We start from the raw sequence: 14,096 nt of genomic DNA, 5'->3' as shown, positions 1-14,096 counted from the left end.
CCCGAGTGGGGCGGCGACGACTCCGGCCCGGACTAGCGCGGCTCGGTCGTCGCGGACTCCGCGCCGAGGAGGACGCGGAACATCCGGTCCAGCGGCTCGCGGAGATCCTCGTCGGCGGCGGAGGCGATCGGCTCCACGGCGGCGGAGGTGCGCATCACGGTGACGCCCATCATCGTGGCGATGGCGAGCTGGGCTCGGACCAGTACCGGGGCGGTCCGCGGGTCGTCCGAGCGCCAGCCCGCCGCGACGGCGAGCCGGCGGGTGAACTCCTCGAGGGTCTCCCGGCGGATCCGGTCCGCGGTCGCGTCGCCCGAGGAGCGCAGCAGGAGGAGGAGCTGCAGCGGGTCGTCGTTGTTCGGCGCGCGGAGGACGTGGCCGATCAGCCGCTGGACGATCGCGTCGAGATCCGCGGGGCCGTCAGGGGTCTCGGACTCCAGCTCGTCCGAGGTGCGGCGCATGCACGCCTCGAAGAGGCCGTCCTTGGAGACGAAGTAGCGGTTGATCAGGGCCACGTTCACTCCGGCGTCGGCGGCGATGTGCCGCACCGTGGTCGCGCGGTAGCCGTCGGTCGCGAACCGGCGCCGCGCGGCCCGGATCAGCGCGCGCTTCGTCGCCTCCGCGTCCCGGCCCGGGCGGACGAGCTCGTCGTCGGCGTCGCAGCCGGAGACCGCTGCGCCGATGTCCTCGCTGTCAGTGCTCATGTCCCACTCCCGTCGACCAACCTAGCCGAGGACAAGTAAACACGTGTTGACAGGCGTGCCGCGCTGGTTACACTCGACAAGTCAGCATCTGTTTACAAGCCGCTCACCAGCCGAGGAGACGCATGTCCACCACCAGCCAGCCCGCCGCGACGGGCTCGGTGCCGACCGGAGTCCCGCCCGAGAGCGCTGCGCCGCAGCGGAAGCCGCGCGGCACCGCGATCGTGCTCTACCTCTCGCTCGGCGGTCTCTCGTTCGCCGTCCTGCAGTCGCTGGTCGCCCCCGCCCTGGGCACGATCGGGCAGGACCTCGGCGTGGCCACGAGCGACGCGAGCTGGGTGCTGACGGCCTACCTGCTCTCCGCCTCGGTGCTCACGCCGATCCTCGGTCGCCTCGGCGACATGGTCGGCAAGCGCAAGGTGCTGATCGTGGTGCTGTCGCTGCTGCTGGTCGGCACGGTCGTCGCCGCGATCGCGCCGAACCTCGGCGTCCTCATCGTCGGACGCGTCCTGCAGGGCGCGGCCGGCGCGGTGATGCCGCTGTCGATCGGCATCGTCCGCGACGAGCTGCCCCGGGAGCGCGTCAGCGTCACCATCGGGCTGCTGTCCGCCATCTTCGGCATCGGCGCCGGAGTTGGCATCGTGGCCGCGGGCCCGATCGTCGAGGCGCTCTCCTGGCACTGGCTGTTCTGGCTGCCCGCCGTGCTGGTCGCCGTCGCCCTCCTCGGAGCGGTCTTCGGGATGCCGGAATCGCCCGTGCGCACGCCGGGCAAGCTCGACCTCGTCGGCACGACGATCCTCTCGATCGGCCTCGTCGCGCTCCTCCTCGCCATCAGCGAGGGCCAGAACTGGGGCTGGGACGACGCGAAGACGATCGGCCTGCTCGTGCTCGGCGCGGTCGCCCTCGTCGCCTTCGTGCTGGTCGAGCTGCGCGTCTCTGAGCCGCTGATCGACGTCCGCCTCTTCCGGCACCGCGGGGTGTGGACCGCGCACATCGTCGCGCTCGCCTTCGGCTTCGCGATGTTCGGAACCTTCATCCTCGTGCCGACCCTGCTCCAGCTGCCCACGGTGCTGGGCTACGGCTTCGGCAAGTCGGTCAGCGAAGCGGGCCTGTTCCTGCTGCCGACGGTCGTCGCCATGGTCGTCTCCGGCGTCGTCGCGGGGGCGATGATCCGCCGCGTCGGGCCGAAGATCCCGATGATCACCGGAGGCGTCGCCGTCGCGATCGCGTTCGTCCTCCCCGCGCTCGGCCACGGCGAGGAGTGGCAGATCCTCGTGTCCGGCGTGCTCACCGGCATCGGCATCGGCATGGCCCTCGCGGCCACCTCCAACGCGATCGTCGAGAGCGTCCCCGCCGCCCAGACCGGCGAGGCCATCAGCGCGAACACCGTCCTGCGCACCATCGGCAGCAGCATCGGCACCGCGGTCATCGCCGCGCTGATCTCCTCCAGCGTCACTCCGCAGGGCGCCCCGACGGACGAGGCGTTCACCGTCGGCTTCTGGGCCTCGGCCGGAGTCGGAGCGCTCGCGATCGTCGCCGCGCTGCTCGCGCCGTCCCTGCGCGCGCGACGCCGCGAGGCCGCGGCCGCCGGTGTGGACGACATCGAGGAGCTCGGAACCGCTTCCTGATCGGACCGCGGCCGCTCGGCGCGTCCGCCGGTGCTCGCTCGGGACGCCGGCGGCTGTCGCTGCCGTCCGGGATCTGCGAGGCTGCCCGGATGGCATCGGAGCAGAGCGGCCCGCCGGTCTTCGCGGACCCGCGCCGGCTGGGTGCGGTCGTCGGCCTGGCCGGCGCGGTCGTCTTCGCGTTCTCGTACTCGCCCGCCGAGCCGGTCGCGCTCGTCGCCCGCGTCCTCGTCGCCGCTACCGTCGCCGCCGCGCTCTGGTTCCTCTTCGTCCGGCCGCGCCCGCTCGGGTCCTTCGCGCCGCCGAAGCCCGCCCGGCTCGCCGTCTACGGCGCCTGCGTCGTCGCTGAGTTCGCGCTCATCGCCGTCGGCAGCCGAGCCCTCGAGGCGGCGGGTCGCGGCGAGCTGCGCCCGGCGCTCATCGCGCTCGTGGTCGGGCTGCACTTCCTCCCGTTCGCGTGGGCGTTCTCCGAGCGGATGTTCGCGCTGCTCGGCGGCGCGCTGGTCGTGCTCGGCGGGATCGGGCTGCTCGTCGGCAGCGGCGACGCGGCCGTGCTGGCGGCGGTCGCGTCGGGAGTCGCGATGGCGCTGCTCCTACTCGTGTACGCCCTCGGCGCGTTCGCTCCGCGGAGCCGGGCGCCGCGGGGCCGGGCGCCGCGGAGCTGAGCCCGCCGGAGCTGACCGCGCCCGTTCCCCGCTGTCTGAGATCCTTCTCATAGACTCGACCGCAGTGCGGGATGAACGTCTCGCTCCTCCGCTCCGTACCCCCTGTGACGGGCCGCCCGGCCGGTCGGGACAGGAGGCGCCGATGGCACTCGCGGCGCTGACGATGCCGACGACGATCGGGCTGCAGACGACCGGGCCGACGACGAGGCGACGAGGGGACCGCACCGCGATGACGCAGCCCGACCCGCGCCCGGCGCCCGTGCCCGCCGCCGGACCCGCCGCCCCGTCTCTCGATCCCCCGCCGCTCGATCCCCCGCCCGGCGACTCCTCGCCCCTCGATCTCACCGCGGCGTTCGACGAGCACGGATCCGCCCTGCTCGGCTTCGCCGTCAACGCCCTGCGCGACCGCGGTCTCGCCGAGGACTGCGTGCAGGAGACCTTCCTGCGCGCCTGGCGCTCGCGCGAGCGCTACGCCGCGGAGCGTGCGAGCCCGCGCACGTGGCTGTTCGCGATCGCCCGCAACGTGGTCGTCGACGCGCACCGCTCCCTGCAGCGGCTGCCGCGGATCGTGCCGGCCGAGGTGCTCGACGACGTCCCCGGCGACGACGTCGATCCCCTCGTGTCGCTGATGATGGTCGAGGCTCTCGCCCGGCTCTCGCCCGAGCACCGGCAGGTCGTCGTCGCGATCCACCTCCGCGGCGAGAGCTACGCCGAGGTCTCCGCGGCCACCGGGGTCGCGGTCGCGACGCTCCGGACCCGCACGTTCTACGCTCTCAAGGCGCTCCGCACGCATCTCGCGGGGCCCGACCCGACTCCGGAGGACCGATCGTGACCAGCAGTGGCGGACCCGGCGACGGTGGACCCGGCAGCGGCGGACCCGGCACCGGCGGACCCGGCAGCGGTGGCCCGGACGAGGGCGGCCGTCGCGAGGAGCTGATCGCCGCGGCCCTCGCCGGCGAGCTGTCGCCCGGGGAGGCCGCCGAGCTCGACCGCCTGCGGGCCGAGGACCAGAGCGTGGACGAGGAGCTGGCCTCCTTCGGCGCCGTGCTCTCCGGGCTGGGCGGGGTCGGCCGCTGGGAGGAGCCGGAGCCCTCGGCGGACCTGCGCGCGCGGGTCGCGGCGCTCGCCGGCCCGGCGCCGGTGGCCCTCCCCGATGCCCGCGATGCGGAGGAGCGGGGTGCACCGAAGCGCCCTGCGCGCGGTCGCCGGATCGCGCTCGGCGTGACCGCCGCGGCCGCCTGCGTCGCGCTCGGCGCCGTCGGCGGTCTCGCCCTGCAATCGCTCGGCGACCGACCGCCAGAGGGCGGACCGGGCACGCTCGGCGCCGTCGAGCCGATCGCGTTCGCCGAGGACCCGGCCCTCGACATCGACGCCGAGCTCGTCGCGCACACCTGGGGCACTGAGACGATCCTGCGCGGCAGCGGCTTCGCCGTCGGCGAGAGCTACGAGGTCGTCCTCGTCACGGCGACGGGCGTGCGGCTGCCCTCCGGTTCCTTCCTCGGCAGCACCGCCGAGCTCGACTGCGCGATGAACGCGGCCGTGCTGCGCGCCTCCGTCGCCTCGATCGAGATCACCGACGAGAGCGGCGGCGCCGTCGCGGTCGCCGAGCTGCCGGTCGTCGAGAGCTGACGAGCCCGCTCAAGTGCCCTGGCGCTGATGGGACTCGATCGGGCGGAGCGTTGCGACTCCCCGGTCAGTCGATGGAAGAGTTGACGCATCCAGAAGACGACGCCTCGAGCGCGCCGACTGTGCAGAGCGAGTGGAGACGACATGGTCGATGGGACAGAGCCGATCACGGACCCGTACGAGCCCTTCCCGAGCTTCCCGGAGTGGGAGGGACGCCGCGCCGACGTCCACCTGGTGAACGACTTCAGCGAGATGCTGACGGCCGATCGTGCGGAGAGCTCACCTGAGCTCTGGAGCCGGATGCTCGACATCACCAACAAGTGGGCGGCGGTGGACACCGGCGCGATCGAGAACCTGTACGAGGTGGATCGCGGATTCACGTACACCGTCGCCGCGACGACCGTCGCGTGGGCGCGGATCCCGCAGGAGAAGGGCGAGGCGGTCGCGCGGGTCATCGCGGACCAGCTCGCCGGCTACGAGCACGTCCTCGATGCCGCCACGGCGAACGTCCCGATCAGCGAGTACTGGATCCGAGGGCTGCACGAGGTGCTCTGCCGTTCGCAGGACACCTACCGGGTCCTCACCTCGGTCGGCTGGCGGGAGCGCCCGCTCCAGACCGGCGCGTACAAGAAGGATCCGAACAACCCGCTGAACCTCGCGTCGAACCACATTCACAACTACGCCTCGCCGGCGGACGTCGTCCCGGAGATGGAGCGATTCGTCGCAGAGTTGCGATCGGCGGAGTTCCTCGAGGCGCCGGCCGTGATCCAAGCGGCCTATGCGCACTACGCCTTCGTCTGCATCCATCCCTTTCCGGACGGGAACGGGCGGGTATCGCGCGCTCTCGCCTCCGTCTTCCTCTACCGGGCGTACGGGGTACCGATCGTGATCTTCGCCGACCAGAAGGCGCGCTACCTCGATGCTCTCGAGGCGGCGGACGCGAAGCGCGGAGAGCAGTTCACGGTCTTCTTCCGCGACTGCGTGATCGACACGATCAACCTGATCCGAGCCGAGCTGGAGACGGCGCGCACGCCCGAGCTCGCGGATCAGCTCTCCGCCTTCGAGGTCCTCCTCACGGGCCGCGGCGGGCTGGAGCACGAGGTCCTCGACGAGGTGGCGGACCGGCTCACAGGGCTGGTGTCCGACGAGGTGCAGTCCGCGCGGGACTCGACTCCCCTACGGTCGTCGCTCACCCTCTCTGCAGTCAATGGGGCTGTGTCTGGGCGCCTGAGGGACGGCTATCGACACAGCCGTTCGACGTCTACCCGATCGCTACGGCTGCAGAGCGCCAGGCCTGCGTCGGCGCAATCAGAGCGCGGCTTCTCCGTGCAGATCGCACGCCCTGACACCGATGGCGCCGACTTCATCGTCGTCGACGAGCAGGGTGGCCTTCTGATGCACGTGTTCCTCCGCGAGGTCTACCCGGTGATCGCGGAAGGGTTGAGGATCCGGGTGCGGGCGATGGTCGAGGCCGCGCTCAGAAGACTGCTGGCGGAGGTCGCGACCGCAGCGGAGCAGGCACTCCGGGACGCGGGATACGGCCGCTGAGAGAGGTGGGAGTGACGCGGCTCGGGATGACGCCGGTGGCTCAGCGCCGCGGCACCGGCACGAGCCGGGTCAGCCGGCCGATCAGCCACTCCAGCGGCCCGATGCCGACGAAGCGCCACCACAGCACCGCGACCGCCCACACTCCCAGCACCAGGAGGAGGGCCGCGCCGGGAGTGTCGGCGACATAGCCGAGGCCCTGGGTCGCGAAGGCGGCGACCACCGCCACCTGCAGCACGTACACCGAGAGCGCGAGCGAGCCGACGGCGCGGAACGGCGTGAGCACCGCCGCGATCACCGAGCTCGCCGGCCGCCGCCGGACCGTCGCGAGCAGCACCACGACGACGTAGGCGGCGAGCACCAGGCCGAGGTCGTGCAGCGTGTCCGGGTGGCTGCCCGAGACGGATTCGAGGCCGATCAGCCGGTCGAGCGCCGGCCGCACCGGGTACGCCAGCACCGCGACGACGGCGAGCACGGCGAGCAGGCGGTCGCGCCGGAAGCCGTGCCGCAGCAGCAGCGCGCCGAGCAGGAGGAACGGGAGCAGGTTCGTCAGCCGGTAGTGCGGATCGACGAAGCTCCACTGCAGCAGGAATCCGACGGGTGTCCGCGCGTAGAGGACCGCCGGGTCCACCGACGCCGCGACCAGCGCGTTCAGCGGAGCACCCGCCACGAGCACGACGGCGGCGACGATCGCGACGAGGCGGCTGCGCAGGAGCAGGATCGGCGTCCCGAGCGCGAGCGTGAGCCCGAGGTGCGGCAGCACGATCGCGATCCAGCTGCCCCAGCCGCCCAGCCAGACGCCGAGCGCGACCAGCACGGCTCCGCGGATCAGGTTCTGCACGACGACCCGTCCGCCGGAGGCGCCGGGACGCGCGAGGACCAGCGCCGCCGACATCCCCATCACCAGGGCGAACAGCGGCGACGCGAGGTCGTTGATGTTCCCCGCCGCGAAGCCGGCCGCTCCGTCGCGCAGACTCGGCAGGAGCGGCATCGCGTGCGCGATCAGCATCGCCACGATGGCGACCCCGCGCAGGACGTCGGGCACGAGGACCCGGTCCGGCTGCAGCCGGGGCGCGAGGGTCGCGGCGCGCGGAACGGTCGTGGTCGCATCCATGGGGGAGAGGCTACGGCGTGGCCGCCCGCGCCCGCGCGCCGTCGCGCGCCGGGGCGCCCCCACCTCGCGCCACACGACGCTCGCGGTGCGTCCCTGGCTCCGCCCGCGGCACCTCGGGCTCGTGAAACGCGGTCCGGCTCGTCGAATTCGGCGGGTTCCGCGTGCCGAGGATGTTCTCGCGTGCCGGAGATGCCCGGCGGGCGCCGACTTCCGCGTCGGTCGCACCTTGGGCTCGCGAAACGAGGTCCGGCTCGTCGGATTCGGCGGTTTCCGCGTGCCGGAGGCGTTCTCGCGTGCCGGAGCTGTCTGTCGGCCGTGCGCGCCGCTCCCCTCACGCCTCCGGCACGCGAATCGCGGCTCGGCTCGTCGGATCCGACGGTTCTCGCGTGCCGGAGACGGTTCCGCGTGCCGGAGGTGCCCCGGCCGGCCGGCACTTCGGACGGGTCATGAGGTTCCTGCGAGCCCGAGCCGATCGAGCGCGCCGGGCAGGCGCGGGCGGCATGCTGGAGGGATGACCGACGCCACCACGCCCGCCGCGCCGTCCGAGCGCCGCGCCCGCCCGTCCCGCCCGCAGCTCGTGCTGACCGTGCTGCGCACCGAGCGGCTCACCGAGCACTTCGTGCGCGTGCACCTCGGTGGCGAGGGCTTCGACGCCTTCGTCGAGGCCGCGGATCCCGACCGGCTCGCCGCGACCGACCGCTACGTCAAGCTGCTGCTCGCCCCGCCCGGAGTCGCGCTCGAGCCGCCGCACGACCTCGACGCCCTGCGCGCCCGCCTCGCCCCCGAGGAGCTCCCGGTGCGCCGGACCTACACGATCCGCTCCGTCGACCTCGAGGCGCGCAGCCTCGCGATCGACTTCGTCCTGCACGGCGACGAGGGAGTGGCCGGACCCTGGGCCGCCTCCGCGCGCCCCGGCGACCGCCTCGAGATGTCGGCCCCGGGCGGCGCCTGGGCGCCGCGCGCCGACGCCGTGAACCTCCTGCTCGGCGACGAGTCGGCGCTGCCGGCGATCGCGGCGGCCCTGGAGGCGATGCCCGCCGAGGCCCGCGGCACCGCGCTCATCGAGGTGCACGGCGCCGAGGACGAGCTGCCGCTGACCGTCCCCGCGGGCGTCGAGGTGCGCTGGCTGCACCGCGGCGACGAGGAGGCGGGGCAGGCGCTGACCGCCGCCGTCGCGGAGCTGACCCGCCCGGACGGCGCCGTCGAGGTCTTCGCCCACGGTGAGCGGACGGCGATGAAGCGGCTGCGCGCGATCCTCCAGGACGACTGGGGCGTGGAGCGCGCGGCGCTCTCGCTGTCCGCCTACTGGGCGCTCGGCCGGGCCGAGGACCGCTTCCAGGCCGAGAAGCGCGAGCCGGTGGGCGCGATCTTCGCCGACTGACGGCGATTCCGACTGACGGCGACTCCGACTGACGGCGACTCCGTCACCCGCGGACGTCGAAGGGCCCCTGCACTGCGCAGGGGCCCTTCGACGTTCAGGCGGTGATCACTCCGGGCGTCAGACCCGCTTCAGGAGGATCGGAGCGCTCGTCGTGGCGTTGCCCGCCGCGTCGACGGCCTTCGCCGTCACCGAGTAGGTGCCCTTGGGGAACACCGCGGTGTTGACCGTGAGGTACCAGTTGCCGTCCGACGCCTTCACGGCGTCGCCCAGCTTGGTGGTGCCGACCCAGTACGTGACTCCGGTCACGGCGGTGTCGTCCGCGGCGGTCGCCATCAGGCTGACGACTCCGGTGACCGACGAGCCGGAGCCCGGCGAGACGATCGCGACGGTCGGTGCCGTGCGGTCGACCGGCGCCGGCGTGGCCGTCGGGGTCGGAGTCGGGGTCGGAGTCGCGGTCGGAGTCGCGGTCGGCGTCGGCGTGGCGGTCGGCGTCGGGGTGGCGGTGGCCGTCGGGGTGGCCGTCGGAGTCGCGGTCGGCGTCGCCGTCGGGGTCGCGGTCGCGGTCGCGGTCGCGGTCGGCGTGGCCGTCGGCGTGGCGGTCGGCGACGGAGCGGTCACTCCGCCGAACTGGTCGGCGCCGGCGGTGCGGGAGCCCATGACCTGGCCGTCGATGTCGGTGCGGGCCGACGTGGTCGATCCCCAGCCGGCGATCTGGGTCCCGGTCGCGGACAGCACGTGCAGGTCGCCGGTGGCCACCGAGGCGAGCGCCGGAGCGCCCTGGATGTTGCCCTGCTGGTTGAGCAGCGACGGCGTCTTGCAGAGCTTCGTGTTCCAGTTCTCGACGATGGTGTTCGTCATCGGGCTGGTGCAGGAGGAGAGGTAGCTGACGATGTTGCGGTCGAAGACCGTGTTCTTCGCCCCGCCGACCCGCAGCGCGCCGGACTCGAAGGTGTTGTTGCGGATGTAGATGCCGTCGGCGGAGGCCTCGCGGAAGTCCGCGGACGAGCCGCCGCGGCAGTCGCTGGTGATCACGATGCAGCCGGAGACGAAGTTCGACTCCACGGTGATGTCGGTCATGCCGTCGCCGCCGCCGGGGGAGAAGATGATGCCCGCGTTGTAGCAGTTCATCAGCGTGTTGCCGCGGAGGGTGACGTCGTTGCTCTCGAACACCTGGATGCAGTCGGCGTGCAGGCCGTTGTCGATGTTCTGGTCGAAGTTCCGGACCAGGTTGTTCTCGATCAGCCCGTTGTCCGTGCCGCCGACCTGGATGCCGTCCATCGACGAGCCGTTCTCGAAGAGCGAGTCGCGGACGACGACGTTCGCGCTGCGCACGAAGATGCCGGCGCCGTCGATGTGCATCCGGTTCACCGTGATGCCCGAGCCGTAGGTGTAGAAGGTGCTCTTGGAGAAGATGTCGTTCCACACGGTGTTGGGCGTGTAGACCTTCGTCGAGCCGAGCACGGGCGAGGCGCCCGGGGCCGGCTGGACGACGACGGGAGCGGCGACGGTCGCCTTCCCGCCCTTGAGGGTGGTCGTCGGGTAGGTGCCGGCGGTGAGCAGCACGGTGTCGCCGGCGGCGGCGTTCTGGACGGCGGTGGTCAGGGCGCAGGGAGCGGCTGCGGAGCAGGCCGTTCCCGTGCCGTTGGGCGAGGCGTAGCGGTTCGCCGCCGCGAAGCTGGGCGCGGCCGCGAAGAACGCGGCGATCACGACCAGCAGGGCGGCGAGAGTCGCGCTGAGCGTTCGAGTCATGGGCGTGGTGTCCAATCGGGGAAGGTGTGAGCGGGGACTCGGGGCTGGGAGAGGAGAAGGGAGAAGACGAGGGGAGGCCGCACCGGGCCTCGGCGGTGCGCGCCGGGCGAACGGGGGACGACTCCGTACACTGGGCGCGGCGGGAGCGTCCCCGGCGGCCGAGCACCACCGATGCACGTGCCGCCCAGCTCGCGCCCTGACGGACGGATGCGGCGACGGGCCGCCTCCGCCATCGATGAGCACGGCTCCGCGACGGGGCCGGGAACGGGATCGCTGTGAGCGGAGTAGGTTCGCGAGTCCGGACGGTGCTGGGCGGGCTGCGCAAGCGCACCGCCCCGCTGCTGAAGAGCCCGGCGGTGCTCTCGCTCGGCGCGCGCGGCGTCTTCCTCGACGCTCCGCGCCTGCGCAGCGCCCGCCGCTCCGGCGGGGCCCGCGGGGCCAGTGGTGCTCAGGGTCGCGCGATCCTGATCGCGCCCCCCGGCGCCGGCAACATCGGCGACGCCGCGCTGGTCGGCGCGTTCCTGGAGAACGTGGCCGGGCCGATCACCGTGATCACCCGCTACAAGGGCGACTTCCGCATCCCCGCCGAGCAGGCCGACCGCGTCGAGATCGTCTCGCTGGGCACCCTGCTCTACGGCGGACTGCCGAGCTTCGTCCGCGACCTGCGCCGCTTCCGGGCCATGCTGCCCGGCGCCGCGTCGGTCTCGATCGTCGGCGCCGACATCATGGACGGCGCCTACAACTTCCGCGCCTCGACCAGCCGGGCGCTCGTCGCCCGCAGCGCCGCGTCGGCCGGCGTGGACACCCGCGTCCTCGGCTTCAGCTGGAACGGCAAGGCGCACCCCGGTGCCCTCGCGCAGCTCCGCGACGCGGACCGTGCCGGCACGACCCTCTTCCTCCGCGATCCGCTCTCGGTCGAGCGCGCCCGCCGCGACGGCCTGGACGCGAAGGCCTCGGCGGACATCGTCTTCTCGGCGCGCTCCGTCGACCAGGGCCGCGCGAGCACCGAGCTCGCCGCGCTGGACACGACCGGCGGCATCGCGATCGTCAACGTCTCCGGGCTGATCGACACCGACCAGACCGGCGCCTACGTGGAGATCATCGGCGGCCTGCGCGCCCGCGGCCTCGCGGTCGTGCTGCTCCCGCACGTCATCAAGCACGGACCGGACGACCTCGCGGCCTGCCGGAAGGTCTACGCGGCTCTGCCGGACACGACCGGCGTCGCCTTCGTCGAGGACGTCCTCACCCCGGCGGAGGTGCGCGGCTTCACCGAGCGCGCGACCGTCACCGTCACCGGCCGGATGCATCTGGCGATCATGTCCCTGATGAAGGGCGTCCCCGCGATCACGCTCGCCACCCAGGGCAAGGTCGAGGGCCTGATGGCGATGTTCGAGCTGCCCTACCTCTGCGTCGAGCCGGGTGCCGGTCTCGCCGGCCGCGTGGGCGACGCCCTCGAGCGCGTCCTCTCCGACCGCGAGAGCGTCTCGGCCGCCATCCTCGCGAAGCTGCCCGCCGTGCAGGAGCTCAGCGCCGCGAACTTCGCCGGCCTGCCGCGCGCCTGAGCGGCGCGGGCGGGCTGTCGCGGGGGTCGTCGGCACGGGCGTCCTTCCGGGCGTCGAGGGCGGAGGAGCGGCTCGCGCCCTGACCGCGGCACTGCGGTGGGGGAGTCGCTCGAGAGGTCGGCCGGAGGAGTCCGGCGCGTCTGCTGTGACCCTAGGCGGGGCGTTCGAACGCCTGTTCGCAATGAACCTTCCTCCGGACGGGGGTTCCCGTTCAGGGGGCGCACTCCGGCTCGACGCGCCGCCGGTCCGTCCGATCCCGCCCCGGACGGGTGACGCGGGCCTCGGGTGCTGCCCCGAGCGCGAAGACGCGTTCGGCTCGCGGAACCGCGTCGGGCTCACGGGACTGTCCGGATCCGGCGTGCCGAGGCGGGTTCTGCGTGCCGGAGGTGACTGCGGGCGGCAGCGCGGGCGAGTCCGGCTCGCGGAAGTGCGTCCGGCTCGCGGAACCGCGCACGTTCTGCGTGCCGGAGGGGGTTCCACGAGCCGAGGATGCGCGCTGTCGGACCCGGCGCCGTCAGACCAGGCGCCTCCCGCTGAAGCGGTCGATCGGGGCGTCGCGGCGCATCGCCCGCTCGTACATGCGGTGGAACGGCTCGGTCAGCACGCCGTTGGAGCGGTCGAGGGCATCCTGCCAGGCGACGATGTCGCCGAGCTGCGCCGCCAGGTCGGCCCGCAGCGCCGCCTCGTCCACGGTCGTCGACTCGCCGCCCGCGACGACGACCCGCCCGGCGACGATCACAGTGTCGATCGACGAGCCGTTCTCGGAGTAGACCAGCTGGTTCTCCAGGCGCTGGCGCGGGGTGAACGCGAGCGTCTCGAGGTCGAAGAGCACGAGGTCGGCCTGCTTGCCCACCTCGATGCTGCCGGTGACGTCGCCGAGCACGGCGCTGCGCGCGCCGCCGATCGTGCCCGCGGTGAGCACCTCCGCCACCGTCGGCCAGGACGAGAGGTCCGGATCGGTCACCTTGTGCAGCAGCGCCGCCGCCTTGATCACGTCGAGCATCCGCGGGGAGTCGCTGCTCGAGCAGCCGTCGGTGCCGAGTCCGAGGTTCACCCCCGCGTCGTGCAGCGCGCGCCACGGTGCGATGCCCGAGCCGAGCTTGAGGTTCGAGATCGGGTTGTGCGAGACGGAGGTGCCCGCCGCCGCGATCGACGCCATGTCGGAGTCGGTCAGCCAGATCCCGTGCGCGAAGGTCGTGTTCGCGGAGAGAGCGCCGATCCCGGCCATGTACTCGACCAGCGTCGAGCCGTGGAACTCCTCGCCGGTGACCAGCTGCGTCTTGGTCTCGAGGACGTGGATGTGGCACTCCGCGTCGTGCTCGAGCGCCAGCTCCGTCGCCCCGACCAGCAGGTCGGCGCCCACGCGCTGCGGGGCCGAGGGCGCGACCATGTAGCGCAGCCGTCCGCCGCCCCGCCCGTGCTGGGTGGCGAAGGCGGTGCGACTGAAGTCGAGGTAGCCCTCGGTGGTCGGCCGGGCCGCCCCGCGGACCGAGTCGAGCAGCTCGGCCGGCAGGTACTCCTCGAGGAACGGCATGGTCTCGAAGAACGGCTTGCTGATCACGTGGCCGGAGATGTTCGCCCGGATCCCGATCTCGTCGTAGGCGTCGAACACCGCCGCCAGCTGCGCCGCGTCCTGGTCCGGGTTCTCCAGCACGTCGTCGACGAGCGTCGTGACGCCCGCCTTCAGCGACTCGAGCGCGAACAGCGACGAGCGCAGCCGGATCAGGTCCGGAGCGACGCGGCTGTCGCCGAGGATCGGATACGACAGCAGCATCCACAGCTCGAGCGGCAGGTTGTCGTAGCGCCCCTTGTAGAGGTACTCCCACGAGTGGGTGTGCGCGTTGACGAAGCCCGGCGTCACGAGGCGGTCGCGCCCGTCGAGGATCTCGTCGCCCGGCTCGGGCTCGAGCCCCGGGCCGATCGCCGTGATCACGTCGTCGACGATCCGGATGCTCGCCGTGATCGGGACGGCGCCCGAGACGGGGTCCATGGTGATGACGGCGGCGTCGGTGATGAGGAGGGGCATGGCGGTTCCGTTCGTGATGCGGTGGTGCGGGAACAGGGTGGAGCGGGAGCAGGGTGGGGCAGGAACGGGGGAGCGGGGGAGTGGGAGGAGAGGAGCGAGCGGAGT

Annotated in this window: 11 protein-coding genes; 7 read left to right on the top strand and 4 right to left on the bottom strand. The window is 73.0% G+C overall.

What is annotated here, in order from left to right; all coding sequences use genetic code 11:
* Positions 1-32: 32 nt before the first annotated feature.
* On the bottom strand, positions 33-701 hold the full coding sequence (locus EDF22_RS14970; protein WP_123705689.1) for a TetR/AcrR family transcriptional regulator: 669 nt from the start codon (positions 699-701) through the stop codon (positions 33-35).
* A gap of 122 nt (positions 702-823) precedes the next feature.
* On the opposite strand from EDF22_RS14970, the gene EDF22_RS14965 reads away from it, so the two are divergent.
* The 5 genes from EDF22_RS14965 to EDF22_RS14945 all read left to right on the top strand — a co-directional run bounded on the left by EDF22_RS14965 (position 824) and on the right by EDF22_RS14945 (position 6,162).
* On the top strand, positions 824-2,326 hold the full coding sequence (locus tag EDF22_RS14965; protein WP_123705688.1) for an MFS transporter: 1,503 nt from the start codon (positions 824-826) through the stop codon (positions 2,324-2,326).
* Positions 2,327-2,415: 89 nt separating this feature from the next.
* The gene (locus EDF22_RS14960) at positions 2,416-2,988 is read left to right on the top strand and encodes a DUF7010 family protein (RefSeq protein WP_123705687.1); all 573 of its coding nucleotides are present in this window, start codon (positions 2,416-2,418) and stop codon (positions 2,986-2,988) included.
* A gap of 142 nt (positions 2,989-3,130) precedes the next feature.
* Positions 3,131-3,820, top strand: coding sequence for a sigma-70 family RNA polymerase sigma factor (locus tag EDF22_RS14955; RefSeq protein ID WP_260303485.1), 690 nt, complete (start codon positions 3,131-3,133; stop codon positions 3,818-3,820).
* A complete protein-coding gene (locus EDF22_RS14950; protein ID WP_123705686.1) occupies positions 3,817-4,617 on the top strand; it encodes a hypothetical protein in 801 nt (266 codons plus the stop codon). The genes EDF22_RS14955 and EDF22_RS14950 overlap by 4 nt, the downstream gene beginning before the upstream one ends.
* Positions 4,618-4,758: 141 nt before the next feature.
* Complete coding sequence (locus EDF22_RS14945; protein WP_123705685.1) at positions 4,759-6,162, top strand: Fic family protein; 1,404 nt, start codon at positions 4,759-4,761, stop codon at positions 6,160-6,162.
* Between the two features lie 40 nt (positions 6,163-6,202).
* Here EDF22_RS14945 and EDF22_RS14940 read toward each other — a convergent pair whose 3' ends face one another.
* Positions 6,203-7,273: a DUF418 domain-containing protein gene (locus tag EDF22_RS14940; protein WP_123705684.1), complete on the bottom strand. Its 1,071-nt coding sequence runs from the start codon at positions 7,271-7,273 to the stop codon at positions 6,203-6,205.
* Positions 7,274-7,784: 511 nt separating this feature from the next.
* Between EDF22_RS14940 and EDF22_RS14935 the strand changes: the two genes are divergently transcribed.
* Positions 7,785-8,654, top strand: coding sequence for a siderophore-interacting protein (locus tag EDF22_RS14935; RefSeq protein WP_123705683.1), 870 nt, complete (start codon positions 7,785-7,787; stop codon positions 8,652-8,654).
* Positions 8,655-8,771: 117 nt separating this feature from the next.
* Here the strand turns inward: EDF22_RS14935 and EDF22_RS14930 are convergent, their stop codons facing one another.
* On the bottom strand, positions 8,772-10,403 hold the full coding sequence (locus tag EDF22_RS14930; RefSeq protein ID WP_123705682.1) for an Ig-like domain-containing protein: 1,632 nt from the start codon (positions 10,401-10,403) through the stop codon (positions 8,772-8,774).
* 305 nt (positions 10,404-10,708) lie between these two features.
* Between EDF22_RS14930 and EDF22_RS14925 the strand changes: the two genes are divergently transcribed.
* A complete protein-coding gene (locus EDF22_RS14925) occupies positions 10,709-11,965 on the top strand; it encodes a polysaccharide pyruvyl transferase family protein (protein WP_123705681.1) in 1,257 nt (418 codons plus the stop codon).
* Between the two features lie 514 nt (positions 11,966-12,479).
* On the opposite strand, the gene EDF22_RS14920 is transcribed toward EDF22_RS14925, so the two are convergent.
* Positions 12,480-13,991 carry an amidohydrolase family protein gene (locus EDF22_RS14920; RefSeq protein ID WP_123705680.1) on the bottom strand — a complete coding sequence of 504 codons (1,512 nt, stop codon included), beginning with the start codon at positions 13,989-13,991 and terminating at the stop codon, positions 12,480-12,482.
* Positions 13,992-14,096 lie beyond the last annotated feature (105 nt).

The organism is Rathayibacter sp. PhB127 (assembly GCF_003751665.1).
GTDB classification, from domain to species: Bacteria; Actinomycetota; Actinomycetes; order Actinomycetales; family Microbacteriaceae; genus Rathayibacter; species Rathayibacter festucae.
The sequence above is the reverse complement of the archived record's forward strand: the minus strand, read 5'-3'. Positions and strand labels throughout refer to the sequence as shown.

Excerpts from the sequence above, each read along its gene's own strand:
- EDF22_RS14970 (WP_123705689.1), bottom strand. The coding sequence starts at position 701 with ATGAGCACTGACAGCGAGGACATCGGCGCAGCGGTCTCCGGCTGCGAC.
- EDF22_RS14965 (WP_123705688.1), top strand. The coding sequence starts at position 824 with ATGTCCACCACCAGCCAGCCCGCCGCGACGGGCTCGGTGCCGACCGGA.
- EDF22_RS14960 (WP_123705687.1), top strand. The coding sequence starts at position 2,416 with ATGGCATCGGAGCAGAGCGGCCCGCCGGTCTTCGCGGACCCGCGCCGG.
- EDF22_RS14955 (WP_260303485.1), top strand. The coding sequence starts at position 3,131 with ATGGCACTCGCGGCGCTGACGATGCCGACGACGATCGGGCTGCAGACG.
- EDF22_RS14945 (WP_123705685.1), top strand. The coding sequence starts at position 4,759 with ATGGTCGATGGGACAGAGCCGATCACGGACCCGTACGAGCCCTTCCCG.
- EDF22_RS14940 (WP_123705684.1), bottom strand. The coding sequence starts at position 7,273 with ATGGATGCGACCACGACCGTTCCGCGCGCCGCGACCCTCGCGCCCCGG.
- EDF22_RS14935 (WP_123705683.1), top strand. The coding sequence starts at position 7,785 with ATGACCGACGCCACCACGCCCGCCGCGCCGTCCGAGCGCCGCGCCCGC.
- EDF22_RS14930 (WP_123705682.1), bottom strand. The coding sequence starts at position 10,403 with ATGACTCGAACGCTCAGCGCGACTCTCGCCGCCCTGCTGGTCGTGATC.
- EDF22_RS14920 (WP_123705680.1), bottom strand. The coding sequence starts at position 13,991 with ATGCCCCTCCTCATCACCGACGCCGCCGTCATCACCATGGACCCCGTC.